At 58.3% G+C, this 17,335-nt stretch carries 14 protein-coding genes and 3 pseudogenes; 10 read left to right on the top strand and 7 right to left on the bottom strand.

Going from position 1 to position 17,335, the window contains the following annotated elements; genetic code table 11:
- Positions 1-17: 17 nt before the first annotated feature.
- From AC0L2A_RS01250 to AC0L2A_RS01265, 4 genes are all read left to right on the top strand, one after another.
- A complete protein-coding gene (locus AC0L2A_RS01250) occupies positions 18-443 on the top strand; it encodes a GtrA family protein (RefSeq protein ID WP_091590011.1) in 426 nt (141 codons plus the stop codon).
- 68 nt (positions 444-511) lie between these two features.
- Positions 512-1,756 carry an FAD-binding oxidoreductase gene (locus AC0L2A_RS01255; protein WP_236473090.1) on the top strand — a complete coding sequence of 415 codons (1,245 nt, stop codon included), beginning with the start codon at positions 512-514 and terminating at the stop codon, positions 1,754-1,756.
- Positions 1,753-2,499 (top strand): SDR family oxidoreductase, encoded by a 747-nt coding sequence (locus AC0L2A_RS01260; RefSeq protein ID WP_091590014.1) that lies wholly within the window; start codon positions 1,753-1,755, stop codon positions 2,497-2,499. Before AC0L2A_RS01255 ends, AC0L2A_RS01260 begins: the two co-directional genes overlap by 4 nt.
- A gap of 224 nt (positions 2,500-2,723) precedes the next feature.
- Positions 2,724-4,136, top strand: coding sequence for a hypothetical protein (locus tag AC0L2A_RS01265; RefSeq protein WP_473607198.1), 1,413 nt, complete (start codon positions 2,724-2,726; stop codon positions 4,134-4,136).
- A 204-nt stretch (positions 4,137-4,340) separates the two neighbouring features.
- On the opposite strand, the gene AC0L2A_RS01270 is transcribed toward AC0L2A_RS01265, so the two are convergent.
- The 3 genes and pseudogenes from AC0L2A_RS01270 to AC0L2A_RS01280 form a co-directional block, all read right to left on the bottom strand.
- Positions 4,341-4,931, bottom strand: a complete 591-nt coding sequence (locus AC0L2A_RS01270; protein ID WP_006334414.1) for a flavodoxin family protein — start codon at positions 4,929-4,931, stop codon at positions 4,341-4,343.
- Between the two features lie 212 nt (positions 4,932-5,143).
- Positions 5,144-5,470, bottom strand: coding sequence for an ATP-binding protein (locus AC0L2A_RS01275; RefSeq protein ID WP_473607199.1), 327 nt, complete (start codon positions 5,468-5,470; stop codon positions 5,144-5,146).
- Between the two features lie 37 nt (positions 5,471-5,507).
- Positions 5,508-6,336 (bottom strand): annotated as a pseudogene (locus tag AC0L2A_RS01280) (Mu transposase domain-containing protein); the annotation flags it as partial.
- A 12-nt stretch (positions 6,337-6,348) separates the two neighbouring features.
- On the opposite strand from AC0L2A_RS01280, the pseudogene AC0L2A_RS01285 reads away from it, so the two are divergent.
- A pseudogene (locus tag AC0L2A_RS01285) lies at positions 6,349-6,853 on the top strand (IS3 family transposase); the annotation flags it as partial.
- 140 nt (positions 6,854-6,993) lie between these two features.
- On the opposite strand, the gene AC0L2A_RS01290 reads toward AC0L2A_RS01285, so the two are convergent.
- Complete coding sequence (locus AC0L2A_RS01290) at positions 6,994-8,190, bottom strand: acyltransferase family protein (RefSeq protein WP_167366278.1); 1,197 nt, start codon at positions 8,188-8,190, stop codon at positions 6,994-6,996.
- Between the two features lie 121 nt (positions 8,191-8,311).
- Complete coding sequence (locus tag AC0L2A_RS01295; RefSeq protein WP_473607200.1) at positions 8,312-9,748, bottom strand: polysaccharide biosynthesis/export family protein; 1,437 nt, start codon at positions 9,746-9,748, stop codon at positions 8,312-8,314.
- Positions 9,749-10,213: 465 nt separating this feature from the next.
- Between AC0L2A_RS01295 and AC0L2A_RS01300 the strand changes: the two genes are divergently transcribed.
- From AC0L2A_RS01300 to AC0L2A_RS01315, 4 genes are all read left to right on the top strand, one after another.
- The gene (locus AC0L2A_RS01300; protein ID WP_473607317.1) at positions 10,214-11,497 is read left to right on the top strand and encodes a glycosyltransferase; all 1,284 of its coding nucleotides are present in this window, start codon (positions 10,214-10,216) and stop codon (positions 11,495-11,497) included.
- Between the two features lie 233 nt (positions 11,498-11,730).
- Positions 11,731-12,714: a class I SAM-dependent methyltransferase gene (locus AC0L2A_RS01305; RefSeq protein WP_287209819.1), complete on the top strand. Its 984-nt coding sequence runs from the start codon at positions 11,731-11,733 to the stop codon at positions 12,712-12,714.
- A gap of 24 nt (positions 12,715-12,738) precedes the next feature.
- Positions 12,739-13,698, top strand: a complete 960-nt coding sequence (locus AC0L2A_RS01310) for a glycosyltransferase family 2 protein (protein WP_473584070.1) — start codon at positions 12,739-12,741, stop codon at positions 13,696-13,698.
- A gap of 28 nt (positions 13,699-13,726) precedes the next feature.
- Positions 13,727-14,716, top strand: a complete 990-nt coding sequence (locus AC0L2A_RS01315) for a DUF707 domain-containing protein (protein ID WP_473607201.1) — start codon at positions 13,727-13,729, stop codon at positions 14,714-14,716.
- Here the strand turns inward: AC0L2A_RS01315 and AC0L2A_RS01320 are convergent.
- The gene (locus AC0L2A_RS01320; RefSeq protein ID WP_473509736.1) at positions 14,703-14,951 is read right to left on the bottom strand and encodes a hypothetical protein; all 249 of its coding nucleotides are present in this window, start codon (positions 14,949-14,951) and stop codon (positions 14,703-14,705) included. The two genes, AC0L2A_RS01315 and AC0L2A_RS01320, sit on opposite strands and share 14 nt — an antisense overlap.
- A gap of 274 nt (positions 14,952-15,225) precedes the next feature.
- Between AC0L2A_RS01320 and AC0L2A_RS01325 the strand changes: the two are divergent.
- Positions 15,226-15,454 (top strand): annotated as a pseudogene (locus AC0L2A_RS01325) (transposase); the annotation flags it as partial.
- Between the two features lie 26 nt (positions 15,455-15,480).
- On the opposite strand, the gene AC0L2A_RS01330 reads toward AC0L2A_RS01325, so the two are convergent.
- Positions 15,481-16,926 (bottom strand): lipopolysaccharide biosynthesis protein, encoded by a 1,446-nt coding sequence (locus AC0L2A_RS01330; protein ID WP_473607202.1) that lies wholly within the window; start codon positions 16,924-16,926, stop codon positions 15,481-15,483.
- Positions 16,927-17,335 lie beyond the last annotated feature (409 nt).

Consider the following 17,335-nt stretch of genomic DNA (forward strand, 5'->3'; position numbering starts at 1 on the left):
CGAAATGGTGTAACGATATGCGTTCCCTTCAATTCACAACATACGCGACCCGCTATGCGGCTTTCGCAGTCATCGCGACGGCAGCCAACCTCCTGTTGCAGGAGGCAACAGTTCGCGCCGCACCGTTTTTCACTCTCTTCGTTTCAATCACGGTCGGCACCGTCGGGGGATTTGTCGTCAAATATGTTCTCGACAAAAACTACATCTTCTTTGATCCGTTTGAAGGCAGGTACCAGGAAGCCCGCAAGGTAACGCTCTACGGGGTGTTCAGCGTACTAACGACGATTATCTCCTGGGCCTTCGAAATAGGATTCTGGCACATTTGGGGGACGTCTCTTGCCAAATATTCGGGCGCGATTCTCGGACTTGCCATCGGCTATGCAACCAAGTTCGCCCTCGACAGCAGATATACCTTCCGTTCCGGGAGGCCACAGTGGAGCTAAGCGGGTGGGGACGGTATCCGAGGCACAGCAGCAACGTCGTCAGCCCGGGATCTCCTCGCGAACTGGCGATGCTGCAGCGGCACATACCGACCTACGTGGCGCGAGGCAACGGACGCTCATATGGCGACGCCGGTATCGGTGCAGGAGTGACGCTCGATATGCGTCGCTTCGACCGAATGAAGGGTTTCGACGAAACCTCGGGCTTACTGACAGTCGAAGCTGGTGTGTTACTAGCTGACCTAATCGACAGGTTCCTGCCTCGAGGGTTCTTCCCTGCCGTGGTACCGGGCACGCGCTTTGTCACGATCGGCGGCATGATTGCTGCGGACGTTCACGGCAAAAACCATCATTGGGTCGGGGGCTTCGGCGATCATGTAGAAGCGCTGAAACTGATGTTTCCCTCGGGACAGACGGTCCGATGCTCCCGGGATGATAATTCTGACCTCTTCAAAGCTACGATTGGGGGGATGGGCCTGACTGGAACGATTGTCGAGGCTACGATCCGGTTGATCAAGGTCGAAACAGGATGGATGAGGCAGAACACTGTACGAGCCGAGAATATATTATCGGCCGTGCAGCTACTGACAGCTAATGAAGGCGCCAGCTATGCCGTAGCTTGGGTCGATTGCCTTTCCAGGGGAAACGCGCTTGGCCGCTCGCTGGTTTACCTCGGCGAACATGTCAGCCTTGACGCTCTCCAGGAAAGAAACCCGGGTGCACCGATCTACCCGAATACCCGTGGTCGCGGGATTGCCGTGCCATTGGATGCCCCGGGCTTTCTTCTCAACAGGCACTCCATCCGAGCCTTTAATGCGCTCCGTTACGCCCGCGCCCGCACCAAGGATGAACTGGTGACGTGGCAATCCTATTTCTTCCCCCTGGACGGCCTTGACCAATGGAACCGGCTCTACGGCCGCCGCGGGTTCCTGCAATACCAATTCGTTCTCCCCCATCAGACAGCGTCACGCGTCTTGCCTGAAATCATGGGAGAAATTGCCACAACGAGGGACCCGTCGTTCCTTGCCGTCCTCAAGACGTTGGGCAAGGGTGGCGGCCAGCTTTCATTTCCTATGCCGGGAGTCACGCTGGCTCTCGATTTTCCCGTATCCGACAGCATCTTCTCACTTCTGGATAGATTGGACCGCTTGGTCGTCGAAGGGGGAGGGCGGCTCTATCTGGCTAAGGACGCCCGCCAGCGGCCCGAAACGTTCGAGGCGGGCTATCCGAACCTTTCTGTATTTCGTCAGCAGCGCCGCGCGATTGGGGCCGAAGGACGGCTCGCATCGATGTTGTCGAAAAGGATCGCAGTATGACGACACAACCGGGAACCGCCTTGATCATAGGCGGCACTTCGGACATAGGGAGGGCAACGGCCCTCGTCTATGCCGAGCATGGCTGGAAAGTGATCCTTACGGCCCGAAACGACGAAGAAGGCCTGCGGGAGGTCAACCACCTTCTCACCGCCTCGCAGGCCAAGGCCGAACTTTGCCGCCTCGACATCTTGGATACGGAGTCGTTCGGGCCGTTCATCAATTCACTCGGCACATTGCCCAATACAGTCGTCTGCGTGGTGGGAATGCTTCCAACCCAGTCGAGAGCGGTTGCCGACACGGCATACGCCTCACTGTCACTCCGTACGAATTTTGAGGGACCCGCAATTCTCCTTGGCATGCTGGCGGACCGATTCGAGAAGCGGGGCACCGGCACCATCGTTGGTGTCAGTTCGGTCGCCGGAAACCGCGGCCGCGCCTCCAACTATGTCTACGGCTCCGCCAAAGCCGGATTGACTGCTTTCCTGTCGGGGCTTCGAGGTCGATTGTGGCACTCAGGCGTGAGGGTGGTGACGGTCATGCCGGGTTTCGTCCGGACCCGAATGACAGACGGGATGAAACTGTCACCATTTTTAACGGCAGAACCTGATGAAGTAGCCGAAGCCATCTACGAGGCTGCGGAATCGCGGCACCGCGACATCATCTACGTGAGAAGAAGCTGGCGTCTTGTCATGGGGGTAATCGCCGCGATGCCTGAGGGCGTTTTTAAGCGGGTCAAGTTCTAGGGGCATTGTGCAGATGAAGCCATTGCGCGCCGCTGCTGGCGAGATAGCTTCGGCAAAAGGGTTCGAAGCCTGCAACGATATTGCCGCCCCAGCGCTCGAATTTTGCGTACAGACTATCTGGATTTCTTATCCTGAACGATGTCCCGCGTCGCTGCAATGTTCGTACTATCCAAACGCAAGTCAAAGCGATCGGTTCACGCCGCCGCTGGGTTGGACCTAGCGTCATGCAGGTCTCGTTCATCGGTCTCTTAGTTTGCACTGGAATATTGCTTCTAGGATGCTATTTCCGGGCTCCATTAATCATCGGGCTCATTGTGTCGCTGACATTCGGTGCAACTGCCGTTGTTACGCTAAGTTCGCTTGGGGGATCGTCGCCACTCATCTTCACGTTCTTCGCTGCGCTTCTGGTGACTGCCGTCGCCTTCAGGCGACGAATTTGGCGGCACCTCGGCGATGTATTCGGCGAAATCCGACCGATCTGGGCCCTCTGCGGGCTGATGCTCTATGCCATGGTCGGCGCCTGGTTGTTCCCGCGCTTCTTCGCGGGAGATACTATTGTCTTTGTACAATCGACAATGCGACGCGGAGTCGTGGAGGCTCCGCTTGCACCCGTGTCGGGCAATATCTCACAAACCGGATATTTCGTTTTGGGGGGCCTCACTGCTATCGCCCTGTGCGTTCTGCTTCTGCACAAGGATAGAATGGACCAAATTCGGCGCGCATTCCTTCTCTCATGCGGTCTCCACTGCGGGATGGGATTGATCGACCTAATCGGCAAGCTAGCAGGAGCAGGAGATGTCCTTCGGCCGATCCGCACAGCCAACTACGCGATGCTCTCAGAAGTTAAGACGGGTGGTTTTTGGCGCATTACGGGTGCCGCCTCCGAGGCATCGGCCTTCGGCGGCGGATCACTCGCCTGCTTAGCATTCTGTTATGTTTACTGGCGCAAAACTAAGTCGCGGCTGGCGGGGGGGCTGGCAGTTCTGGTGCTTGTCCTTTTGGCCCTTTCCACGTCTTCGGTGGCCTATGTGGGACTAGCCATACTGAGCATTCCTGTTGCGATCTCTATCTTGCGCTCATTCCTTTCCGGCCGCTTCGACAAGACCGAAATCTTGATCCTCACCGTCGTTTCGCTTGGTGTTTGCATGGCCTTGGCGATCGGCCTTTATGATGAGGGTTTCTTCACTCCATACGTCCAACTACTTGATTCTATGGTTATAAATAAGGGAAATTCCTCCTCTGGCCAGGAGCGAGCCTACTGGAATGCTAAAAGTATGGAGGCGTTCTTCGAGACGAGCGGTCTCGGTGTAGGCTTGGGCAGTTCGCGTGCATCTAGCTGGCCGATTGCAGTTGCGTCACAGCTTGGCTTGGTCGGCGGCCTGATGATGGCAGTGCTCTTGGCGGTGGTTTTTCGGGGCATGGGAAGCCTCAAACAGTATATCGATCCAGAAACCAACGCAGTGGTGTCAAGCGTACGAGCTTGTGCTCTGGCTTCCATTGTTGCCGGCTCTCTTGCCGGTGGGAGCGCCGATCCGGGTATCGGCTTTTTCATTGCTGTTGCGGTCATCTGCGCAACCAGGGTCCGTGCTCTAGGCGCAAGTACGCCCGACACGCGGCTCCCGACGCAGGACTCCTAGTTCGGCCCGCGACCGGCGGGTCGGATCGCCTGAAGGCTCCTGATACGGAGATCCCTGTCAAACGGCGTTGAAGATTGACCCCTTATCGGCGTGCAATATTGACCCCTAAGGTCGGTGAGCTGATCCGATCCGTCGAGGCTGCTCGGGGTTGCGCACCTGGGCGGTCGTGTCTCACCACGCGAGGAGGCAAGAGATGTGCCGGTATCACCTGCTCCCGACCCACTGCCGGATCTCGTCAGCCAATTGCTCGAGAACGCCCATCGTCCCGGCGGGGAGCGGGTCCGGAAACCGTTGCTCGGGATACGCGAGCGTTCCCCCCAGATGGACCGGCTGAACGCAGGGCATCTCGTGCTGTTCGAAAAACTTGATCATGTTGTCCGCGCATAGGCGCACACTCGGATCGTCCGCGGGATCGGTGGCGCCGTTGACGATGACCGCTCCGAGTTTTCCTTTGAGCTGTTGTCCGTCGCGCCACAGGGGATCCGATCTGTCAAGCAAGACGACGCCCAGGGCCGGCGGCATTCCGAAGCAGGTGGGAGTAGCCATCAGAATCACGTCCGATTCTTTCATGAGTGACAGAACACGATCGATCCCGTCGCCGTGGTATCCGAACGTTTGATAACACTGCTCGCACCCGAGACAGTCGATACGCTCATCGGCCAGACGCACCTGTTCCACGACCTTCACCCGCCGATCTCTCTCGAGCGAGCGAAGAACCTCGCCGAGCATCCGCGCTGAGTTACTGGACGCGCGTGGGCTGCAGTCTATTCCAATGATGGTCGTCGCTTTGTCCATGTGAGGATCCCTAGTAAGGCGTGACAGCTCGATACCGAATGGCACGGTGCGACGTTTTGAGTATCCCCACCGATGGCTTCAAAGTCGACGATACTCGCTCTTTACCTTTGAATTTTCCGGATCACAATATTGACCCCCTAAGGTCGGTGAGCTGATCTGATCCGTCGAGGCTGCTCGGGGTTGCGCACCTGGGCGGTTCAGCGGGTTGGGGTTCAGGCGCGGTTCTTGAAGCGCCAGCTCTCGTTGCCGGTCTCGACGATATCGCAGTGGTGAGCGAGCCGGTCGAGGAGCGCGATGGTCATCTTGGCGTCACCGAAGACCAACGGCCATTCCCGAAAGGTCAGGTTGGTAGTGACGATGACCGAGGTCTGCTCGTAGAGGCGGCTGACCAGGTGGAATAGCAATTGGCCACCTTGGTACTTGATCGAGCGAGCCTGCTTCTCGGCGATCTCGGAGGTGAGCAGGTCGGCCACGACGCGTTGGGGATCGTGCTGGCGCTTGATGGCGGTGGCTATGATCTCGTCGTAGGCATTCTTCATGCCGTAGAGCTTGTGGTCAGGATCTTGGACCGTTCCATCATATTGCCCTCCTCAGGCTGTCGTAGCGGGCACAATCGGCCACTGGTTCACTGCGCAACCGTAGGGCTTGTGGCGTCGTCATGATGGTCACTGGCGCGGTGGGTTCACGCTGCCGGGCCAGGATGTTGAGGATGACGTCGGCCGAGCAGACTCCTTCCCGCAGGGCTTCGGCGCAGGCGGCTTCGACCGCCTGCAACCCATCCTGCAGCACCGCCGTGAGGATCGAGACCATCTGCCGATTGCCATCATCGAGAGCGGCGAGACGACGCCTGATCTTGTCGATGCCGGCAGGCAGCACCCAGTCCTTGAAGGGAGCGCCATTACGCAAAGCCCCGGGCTTGCGGGCCAGCACCGGCACGTAGTGCGAACGGATCGAAGGTCGTCTGGTCGCGACCGAAAGAGCGGGGATGCTCGCCGACCATCCTGCCGTCCTGGCGCAGCTTGATGTGATCGGCATAGGCCCTGATCTCGACCGGTCGGCCGACTGCACTTGCCATAACCGAGTATCGGCTGTTGTCGAAGCGCACCAGGCAGGTCTTGGACACCGATGCCGTCACGCCGTGGAAGCCATCGAAGCGGCCGACATATGGCACCAGGTTCGGCCGCTCGGTCTCGAACACCTCCCAGATCGTCCGGTCTCGGAGTTCGGGATGCCGATGCGCCCGGGCATAAGCCATGGCTTTATCGAGCAGCACAACGTTCAACTCGTCATAGCTCTTGACCCGCCGACGCGGCGTGAAGAAGCGCTCGCGCACCAACCCCACCAGGTTCTCGACCTGGCCCTTCTCCCAGCCCGAGGCCGGAGTGCAGGGGACTGGGTCGACAAGATTTGCCCGCAGGTCTCCGACTTCACCTACGTCGCGACCTGGACGGGCTTCGTCTATGTCGCCTTTGTCATCGACACCTTTGCGCGAAGGACCGTTGGCTGGCGGGTGAGCCGGACGGCGCATGCCAGCTTCGTTCTGGACGCTCTGGAACAAGGCTCTCCAGGATCGGCGGCCCGTGCAGGGAGGCGGGCTCATCCATCACAGCGATAGAGGCAGCCAATACGTCTCTATCAGATACACCGAGCGCCTGGCGGAGGCCGGCGTCGAGCCTTCGGTGGGCAGTGTCGGCGACTCTTACGACAATGCTCTCGCCGAAACGATCAACGGTCTTTACAAGGCCGAAGTGATACATCGACGCGGACCCTGGCGCTCATTCGAGGCCGTCGAGTTCGCCACGCTCGAATGGGTCGACTGGTTCAACAATCGCCGGCTGCTGGAGCCCATCGGCAACATGCCGCCGGCCGAAGCCGAGGAACGCTACGACGCCATGTTGGATGAACCAGCCATAGCCGCGTGACTCAAACGAAACAGCTCCGATCAACTCGGGGCGGTTCACATTTACGGGCGCCGGCTCTTTGCAAAGGTGTTGCTCCCGCGCCGCGCTGGCAGAGTTGGCAAACAAAAGCGAGAGGAAAGCAAGAGCAATACGCACTGTTGTCATGTCGGCATCTCGGAAATTTGCCCGGTGGGAGATCGCAGATTGTGGATACCCAGGAAGCGGCGTTCGAAAAATCGGAATGAAAGTTCTGCGGCGACAATCGTCAGAAGGTATGCCAACAAGAACAACGCGATCCACGTATGGATTGGCCTCGGGTTCGCCGAAAAGTCCATTATCGGAGAGAGGGCCAACTTGGCCGCGACGACCGCAATCGCATGGTAAATGTATGCGCCATATGAAATCTCTCCAATATGTTGGAGAGATTTCAGTCTCAAAAGCCAGTGAACGGAACGGTGCTCCACAGCGGCAAGGCTTACAAGGCCGCCAGAGGCAGCGGCTAGCGCACTGTAAAGGAATACTTCGCGATACTGCCCCCACAGGATTCCGGAGAGGACGTTTTTTAGGATGTCGATGCCCCGCGCTTGCACGACATAGTAGTTAATGCTTGTGTAAAGTATTACATAGATGAAAAGTAAGCAGATTCCAACTATTGCAACAAATGGAGCTTTTCTTTGGAGCATTCCATATTTACTTAAAAAAGCTAGCAAACAGCCCGTCGCAAAGGCGTCGGTATGAAGAAAAGATCCAGCGTAGACCGCGTACGCGCTGGTTTCGGCACCCCATCCGATTCTGGTTAGGCCAATCGATACGGCTAGGCGCAGCACAGGCGCCAAGATGAGCATAGAAAGTAGCAGCAAGACTACGGTGCGGCGGGACATCAGGAACAGCGCAAAGCCGTAGATGACGTAGAACTGCATCTCCACTGAGATAGTCCACAGGTGCCCGACGGGCCAAGAACCAAGCTCACCTCGCCCAAGCGTCATGGCCAGATTGTTGATAAACCCCAGTAGCGAGCCAAGAGCGATCAGGTCGAGGCTACTCCCACTCACAAGGATGGTCACGACACCTGCGCAGATGTAGGCGAAATAGACAGGGACGATCCTAAGTGCGCGCCTGCGAAAAAACCCTACCAACCTCTCTAGCGCCGGTTGATCGCTTTCCCGGCTTATCACCGTAAGGGTAACAACGTATCCGGAGATCACGAAAAAGAGCCACACACCCGTCCATCCAAATGGTAACAATCCGCAATGCTGTGCCACGACCGCCGTCATGGCTAAGCCTCTCAATGCGTCAACTGGGCCAACTCGCTGGCTGTTTTTCGGCATGTACGGAGACATCATCGACTGCGTTGGCATGCTCATATTCCTTCGGTCCGAGCTTCTCCCTCCTGCTCAGGTGGCTGAAGGCGCTTTTGTGGCTTCTCCTCGTCGCCTCTCAAAGTCGTCTGCCTCATCCTGCCAAAAATCCGCCGGGAGGCTACGGAATGCCTACAGTGTCGCCGGCGGTCTCTGCCTTGAGTTCTATTCCCGGCGCCTCATGCCGCTCGGTCGATGTCAGGTCCAGCGCGCCCGTTTCATCCTCAGCCAGTGGTATTTCAACCTTGATCGTGTCTCCGGGCTCGACGGCACTCGTTTCGTCAGCTTGGATTTGCACTGTCGCACCGTCCGCCGACGGCCGGAAAATCGTGTAGATCGGCGCAGCCAGCTCCGCGTCGGCTCGGCGGGCAAGAAGGCTCGGGGCAGATACCGCGGACTCGTACAATAGCCGCCTTGTCGTCTCTGTCTTGCTTTCGAGAGCATCGAGCTCAGCTTGCGTTTGACGCAGATCGACCGTTATCTCATTTTCGCGCCCATCCTGGAGCTGGAGAATTGATATGTCAGTTTTACTGATTTCCTGGCGCCCGCGCAGCAGACTGGTTTCCGCCGACAACCTCTCGCTCTGCGCCTGGGCAAGGGCCCGCTCCAGAGAAAACTCGCGCGGCGCCGCCGCAAGACCTTTGGCGACAAGCGCCGAAACCGCTGTCAATTCTTTCTGGATTGAGCCGATCTGCTTGTCGAGGAAAACGAGTTGCGCTTCCAGCGAGGCAAGTTCCTTCTGGAGGAACTCGCGGAGACCAAGAAGCGCCTTGACCTGAGTGTCCAATCCCTCGCTGCGCGCCTGGAAGATCAAGCGTTCCTGCTTCAAGAGCACGGCAAAGACGTCGTCCTGAATACGCGACGTCAACTGGGCCGGAAACTGAATGTCGCTGGCATGCGAGAGTTCCGCCTCGAGCCGTGCCTTGCGAGCGAGGAGACTGGCCTCGCTCAGTCTAAGCAGGCTCACATCCCCTTGGCCCTGGATCACTTCGCGCTCGAACCTGGCGTCCCTGTCCTCTCGAGTCCGCAATCCGCCCGCGATGCTCAATGCCTGCAAGACGGTCAGCCCGGGCCGGTATGCGAATTCTCCCGACTGCGTCACCTTGCCGACCACGTAGAACGGTCGGAACTGGACGATTTCAACAGCGGTGTTCGGTTTTCGCGAGAGGCCGACACTTTTCATGAGGCTGTCGCCGATCGAGTTCGCGATCTCACCGGTGGTGAGTCCGGCAGCCTTGATTTCGCCGACCAGCGGTAGCGAAACGGAGCCATTGGGACCGACTATGTATTCGTCATTGAGAGCATCCCAGCCAAAAATCTTGTCGCGTGACGCACGCCATTCGTAGACCTTGACGCGGAGCTTGTCCTGCGGGCCGAGCACATAGTCTGTGGGGTTTGCAGCCGAGGCACCCAACATGCAGGCCAGGGACATCCCCGCATACACCACGACGTGGAGAATGCGCCAACCGTCGCGCCGAGCCGACAGGTTGCCCAGGCGCCGAACTCGATGATTTGAACGAGCGCCGCTGCCGACGGAAAAAGGCAGTTCCTGGAGCATCTCTTACCTCTGCACTAGATCTTCAGATTCTACTCGGGCTCCACCCAGCCCCTTGCGACTGTGAAAGAAGCCGAGTCACTTGTTCCTTGCGACCAAACGTTGCGACGATCACGACCACTATCATCGACGATCAACTCTCCTCGCGGGCAATGGGTACAGATACGGCGCGCGACCACTGCTTGCGAAGTGAGCGCGCCATGATCCTAATCCGCCGGTCGCGCCGATACAGCCTGCGCATAAGGTTAGCGTTGATGCGTGCTTAGGCCCATCGAAGTAGGAGGCGTACCTCGTTGGAGTACATCGGGCCTCGGGAGGGTGCGGCGCTTAACCCGATAGGCAGCTTGTTTGGACGGGGCGGACGACACACAGTCGCTGAGCATCCGGGCAACAAAGAATTCCGGAAAAGGTGCCAACATTCCGGGAGGGCAATGCATGCGCCATGTGCGACAGCCGAAAGCAACCACCATGGTGGGCCGGGATACCAAACATTTGCGATCGATCAGCAAGACGCCATTTGCCGGCATCGACCGCAACGCGCGCATCGCCGTCGTGCATGATTGGTGCCCGAACTTTCGGGGAGGGGAGCAGGTCCTTGCCCGGATCTGCAAGATTTTTCCGAGAGCCGAGGTTTTCACCCTGTTTGATTTTCTCCCGAAGGAGATCAAGGAAGAGTATTTTCCAGGCGTAATTTTCCACGTTTCCGGCATGAATCGACTTCCCTTCGTGGAAAAGTACTACAGGTCACTATTCTTTCTCTGCCCGTTTATGATCGAACAATTTGATGTCACGGGTTATGACGCGGTAATTTCCTCTTCGGCCGCATTCTCTCGAGGCGTTCTGACCCGCCCGGACCAACTACATTTGTGCTATGTGCACAGTCCGGTGCGATATGCGTGGGACGAGCAATTCTCCTATTTGCAGCAGGCCCGCTTGGGATTTGGGCCGAAGGGTCTCGTCTTTCGCTACATGCTTCACAGGCTGCGGACCTGGGACACGAGAACGGCGCACGGTCCTGACCTGATGCTGGCAAACTCGAATTATGTCCGCTCTCGAATCGAACGGATTTACGGCCGCGACGCGCGGGTCGTCCATCCGCCCGTCGCCACCGAGGATCTTAAACTCGTCGTCAACAAGGATGACTACTACGTCACGGCCGCGTTCCACGCCCCGTATAAACGAACGGATCTGATAATCGAGGCGTTCAGCAAAACGCCGTCGCGTCGCTTGGTTGTTGTCGGCGACGAAGTACAATCCAAACATCTGCGATCGCTTGCCGGCCCCAACATAGTCTTCACCGGCTATCTGCCGCGGCATGAATACATCGAAAAAATCGCCAAGGCTCGTGCGATGGTGTTCGCCGGATGCGAGGACTTCGGGATAACGCTTGCCGAGGCCCAGGCGTGCGGCACGCCATTGATCGCTTTCGGCCGCGGCGGCGCGCGCGACATTGTCCGGCCGCTTGGCGAGAGCGCCCATCCGACAGGTGTGCTCTTCGACCGTCAGGCCATCGATTCCGTAGCTGGGGCCATTGATCTATTCGAGAAAAATGCGCTGTCCATTACGCCGCACGCCTGTCGCGTGAACGCGACCCGGTTCTCCGAGGAAAGGTTCGACCTGGCGATACTCGACGCCCTTGGCCTGGCCCGGTCTGTCCAACTCGCTCGCGCGACCGAGTACAATGAACTCTTCGGAGCCGAGAGCTCGACGCGCGATATAACCGGTTCACTTGTCGAGCCAATTTTACAATGAATTCAGTTGACCTTCACATGGCAAGCAACAGAAAAGCGCTTCGACCGGCCGCGTGCCCGTGCTGCTCGGCGCCGGTCAGCCGGTCAATCTACCGGGTCGAATCCATCCCGGTGCATAGTTGTGTCCTGCTGAACTCGGCCCGAGACGCCCACGCCTTTCCGCGCCGCGACCTTGACCTCGCATTCTGCGACGCATGCGGTTTCATATTCAACAGGGCCTTTGACGAGACGATCATGGGTTACTCGACCAATTTCGAGGAATCCCAGCATTTTTCCAGCACCTTCAACAGTTTCGCGAAAGGACTTGCACGCGAGATTGCACAAAAATGTGCGATAGCCGGCAAGCACGTGTTGGAGATCGGCTGCGGCAAGGGTGAATTTCTCCGCGAACTTTGCATATCGGGCGGCGCCACCGGGCTCGGTATTGATCCAGCCTATCGAGCCGACAAAGGCCGCAATGATGAGTACGGCGACGTCAAGATCATCGTCGACTATTTCGGACCGGACTACCAGCATCTCCAGGCGGATACGGTCCTCTGCCGCCACACGCTCGAACACGTCAGCTCGGTGTCGAGTTTCGTGCGGCTGATCCGCAAGATGATCGGCAAAAGGACCCAGGATTGGGCGGTCTTCGAGACGCCTGATGCAAAACGTGTGCTCGTGGAGAGCGCGTTCTGGGACATTTACTATGAGCATTGCTCCTATTTCAGTCCTGGCGCGCACGCACGCCTGTTTCGCCAGGAAGGTTTCGACGTTACTGATCTGGAGCTCGTCTATGACAACCAGTACATCGTTCAGTACGCCCGGCCGTCAGCCGGCCGGACGATGCCGAGACTACCGCTCGAGCACGATCTGGAAGTGATGCACCGTTTGGCGGAAACCTTTCCCGCACGCGTGCGTGCGGTTCAGGATTTCTGGCAGGAGCGTATCCGCGCCGCATACGCCGCCGGCCGGCGGGTCGTCCTGTGGGGCGGCGGCTCCAAGGCAGTGTCGTTCCTGACGACCTTGCAGCTTGGAGACGAAGTCTGGGCAGCAGTCGACATCAACCCCTACAAGCAAGGCAAGTTTACGCCCGGGACCGGTCATCCGGTCATCGCGCCAAGCGACCTCTTGGACACTCCGCCTGATCTCGTCATCGTCATGAACCCGATATACCTCAACGAAGTGGCGCAATCCTTGATTGCGCTGGACCTGCGACCGGAAGTCGTCGCGGTCTGACGTCCACCCAGAAGGAGCCTGGAAATGGAACATTCCAAGTCGCCAAAGGTATCCCTTGGTTTACCCGTCTACAACGGCGAGAATTTCCTGTCCGATGCGATTCAATCGATCCTCGATCAGGATTTCGGCGATTTCGAACTTGTCATCACCGATAATGCTTCGACGGACAGGACAGCGGATATATGCTTGGAATTTGCGCAGCGGGACAGGCGCATACGCTATGTCCGAAACGTTCGCAACCTGGGAGCCGGTGCCAATTTCAATCGAGCTTTCCAACTGAGCACAGGGGAATATTTCAAATGGTGCGCGCACGATGACCGCTTGAGCAGTGGTTTCTTGACAGACTGCGTGCGTGCGCTTGACGCGAATGCCCGCCACGTCATTGCCTACCCGCGACTGCTGGGGATCGACGAGACCGGTCAGCTAACTTCCTATGTCGAAAGGGTGCTGCCGGATATGGGAGGATCGACGCCCGCATCCCGCTTCCGGTTGATGGTTGCTGCGCACGGTTGGGACGCTGCGATGTTCGGCCTCTGGCGCCGGGCGTCGTTAGCTAGAACGACACTGCACGAGCCCTACTACGGCTCGGATTGTGCGCTTCTGGCCGAGATGGCCCTTCTCGGGACGTTTGTTCATGCGCCCAACGCGATACTATACAGCCGTGACCATCCGACGCGCTCGGTGCGATTGCCAAGCTCCGAGCGATTGGCTTGGCAAAATCCTGATGGCTCCACGGCGAATGCCTTTGAATTGTCAAGGCGGCTAAAACACCTCGTCGCAATTGCCTATCGGCACAGGCGCACAGCACCGTTGGGCATGACACTGCTTCATCTGGTTGCGTGGATCTTGGATCCGCTGCTTATCGCGAGATTGTTCCTGGAACTTGTAGGCGCTGTTTCTCCGCAGCTTCGTGCCAAGCTCCGCGGCGCCGGCTTGGGAGCTCTGAAACGCATTCATGCCGGTTCAAACCGATCGCCTGCCTAGAAACGAGTGGTCCGCCGGGAGGCTTTGTATGAACCTTCGCCAAGTCACGCCCGCGGCCGCAGCAGTGTCAGCCTTCCGAAAATTGCCAGAGAGCTCGGGCAAGAGAAATCTGGTGATCGTCCGGGCGGGGCGTAGCTCTTTGCATGCCGGCTGGACTGAGGGGGCGGGCGACGCCGACTTCGATCTTCTCGTCGCCGCCTACGAGGCTGGCGTCTCCCATGGACAGAACGATTTCAGCGTATTTCTCCCGGGGCGCAAGATCGCCGGCTATCATGCCTTGTTTCAATGCTACCCTGAAATTGTGACGCGATATGATCTCATTGCACTGATCGACGATGACATCGAGACGACGAAGCTGGACTTGAATCGTCTCTTCGCTATCGGCCGCCGCTATAAACTTGATCTGTTTCAGCCAGCACTGTCTTGGGACAGCTATTTCTCCTACGCAGCGACGCTTGTCAGCGGCAAGCGATACGTGTTGCGATATACCAACACGGTCGAGATGATGTGCCCGGTGTTCAGCGCCAGGTGCCTGCAATCGGCGTTGAATTTGTTCGGGCTCGGCTACGAGACGGGAATAGACCTTCTTTGGACCCGCCTGACTGACATGCCTTGGTTGCGGTACGCCATCGTTGACGATGTCGTTGTAAGACACACGCGGCCGGTCGGGACAACAAAGTCGCTTCAAGGTTTCGCCGCCAACGAGCCTTATGACGTGCAGATGGATGCTGTGCTCAAGAGGTTCGGCGCTGCGTTTCGCGGGTTCGTAACCTATGCAGCGGTGGACCGGCGCGGGCAGCTCATCCGGTCTCGCTTTCTGATCGGCCTTAACTCCCTGTCCCTTTGGCGGGCGCTGTCCAAGACGCCACTTAGATGGCCGCAGTTTATGCGCCGCTCGACCGACTATACGCGACACTGCTGGCTGAGGCCGGTCAACCTGCAACGGATCGACGTCGATGGAGTGATAAAGTCAGGCCATCAGCCGCAAATGGTGGATCGCAGGATCAGGCAACGATGATATCGGGGGCAAGACCAAGCTCGTGTGCCGCCTGGGCAACTTCGTCTCGATACAGCGGGTTCATCACGATGATTGACCGCACGGGTCGGCCGCGCAGGCTCTCCGGCCCAACCACAGCTGTGCCTGTGCCTGGAGCAAAGCGCCCTTGCTTGTGCGGGTTGACGTCGACGAGAGCGCTTATCCGCGCTCGGGAACGACGTTGACGAAAGTGATGCCCTTTGATCCCGCACCCCAGACAAGGTAATGGGTAATCGCGCCACCAGGGGCGACTTTGTCGCGATAGTTTTGGTCGAAGCGGCGGACCAAGGTATCAATCCTTCCAGGGCTTGAAAGACCAGCGGTCATCCCGGTTTCGGGAGGCTTGCTTCGATGAAGAGATACTGGTCACGGTCGCGTCCCCACAGGTGGTGTAGCTCGGCGGTAGCGAAGCCGCTCGCGAGCGCGCCCTCGATAGCGCTGGAGCGAGCGAGCGGCTTTGCGGTGGTCATCAACAGAACCTACGCGCGCTCGTGGAGAAGACTCCGGAATTCCGATCTCTTGCGCGAGATGATTGGCTTTGCCGCCGAGCGGCTGATGGAGCTGGAGGTTGGGGCCGCCACCGGCGCCGGCCATGGCGAGAAGAACCCGTTGCGCACGGCCCAGCGCAACGGCTATCGCGAGCGCGACTGGGAGACGCGCGCCGGCACCGTCGAGCTGCGCATCCCCAAGCTCAGGAAGGGCTCCTATTTCCCCGGGTTCTTCTAGAGGTCGCGCCCGACACCAAACTAGCCGCGAAGCCTGAGGAACAAGTCTCGCGCATTGAACAGGTCAGAGCGCACCAGCACGAAGAGAGCCGTACAATAGACAGCGGCTCCAAGGCCAATTGCGCTAATAAGAAGCGTCTCCTGCGCGGCGTGCTCAGGCGCGCTGCTTAGCCACGCGCTGACGGCGCCGAACATCAGGAGGGCGGCGAGAGCCAGTCGTGGGAAGATCTCAAGGGGTCTCAGCACGTCGATACGCGCGATGCGCTGAGCGTAGAAGAGGAAGACTGGTAGGAGGACCAGGCCGCAGGCTACGAGCGCCACCATCGTCATCTCAAGGCTGATCTGCGCAGTGACGGACAACAGCATCGTTGCGACAACAGAGTAGGCAATGTTCAACTTCAGGATCAACCTGGAGTGACCCATTGCAAGGATCGTAAACGCGCAGAGGCTGTCAATCGTGCGTTGCAGGCCCAGCAGCATGAGAATCTGGACAGCGACGACCCCGCTGGCCCATTGCGGGCCGAAGATAAAGGGAACCGCGATCGGTGCGATCGCGGCAAATCCGATGAATGCAGGAAACCCTGCTATCCCGGCGATGCGGACGGTCGTGTTGAAAAAACGGTCGATCTTTTCGGGTTGATCTTGAATCCGTGACACGGTGGGCATAGTGACAGCCATCAGCGGACTGAGGAATACTTGCACCAGAAGGTCGAGCGGACGACGGGCGAGAGCATAGACTCCGACCGCGTGGGGGCCGAGGAACGTGCCGAGTAGGACCTTTGGAATTTCCTCATTCAAAAAACTCCAAAAAGTCTGGACGATAAGCGGGCCGCCAAATCCTAATAGGTCACGAACCTTTGCATAGGAGAAGGTCAGACGGGGCCGCCAAGAACTGCCAACGAGAAGGACAGTGGTTTCCACAGCCGCTTTTGCAAGGTGCATCCAAATCATGCTCCATACGCCGAAACCGGCAATTACCAAGACGATGCCGAGTGTGCCGCCGACGACGGTGCCGGCAAGTGTACGCAACGCGAACAAGCGGAACTCGAGTTGGCGCTTCAACACAGCCGCAGGTACCGACGAGAGGGCCTGAATTACGACGACCACGCTGCTCCAGCGGATGAGATCTTCGAGAATGGGCTGTCCGAACGCTGCAGCAATCAAACCGGCAGACATCCAGATGAGCCCGCTAATCACTGCGCCGCTCGCGGCGAGAAGCCAGAAGGCCGAGTCAAAGTGTAAGGACTCAATTTTAGGGTGCTGAATGAGTGCCTCCGGTATTCCGATCGTGACCGGAACAGCAAGAATGACGGGTACAACCATGGAGAGGGCGGCGAGGCCGAATGCCTCAGGTCCGAGGTGCCTGGCCAATACGACAAAAATGGCAAACATGGCTGCTTGCCGCCCCCATGTTTCGACTGCTGTCCAAGCTGCGCCGCTGACAATCTTCGCGCCGATCGATGTCATCGCATGTCTCTTTGCCCGTTGGAGGACGGAACTGCGACCTTCGATCGCGCAGTCAAGGCTTTCCGTCTTCGTCTCACGGCTGCGCCGTTAGCGATCTGGCCTGGTCTACGTGAATAAAAAGGAGAGCCGTCGATCTCTCTCCGGCCATCGTTTATCGAGCTGGAGTCTCGCGAACGCAGAGTCGTCGCGGGACACAGATGGCGTTTCGCATGTTTGCTCGTCATTCTATTCCACCATCCACAAGCACGCATGGCTGAGGATACTGTGGTTGGCGAGGAAGGGTGGCTGCATCCAGTTCTTATTGGTCATTAGGCAGCTCCTCTGGAAATCCTCTTTGTAGCGCAATCAAATTAGGCGGTGTTGGCTGATATCCTGATGATATCGCTGCTGCCGCGTTGCCGGGATTCGA

The organism is Mesorhizobium sp. WSM4844 (assembly GCF_055811775.1).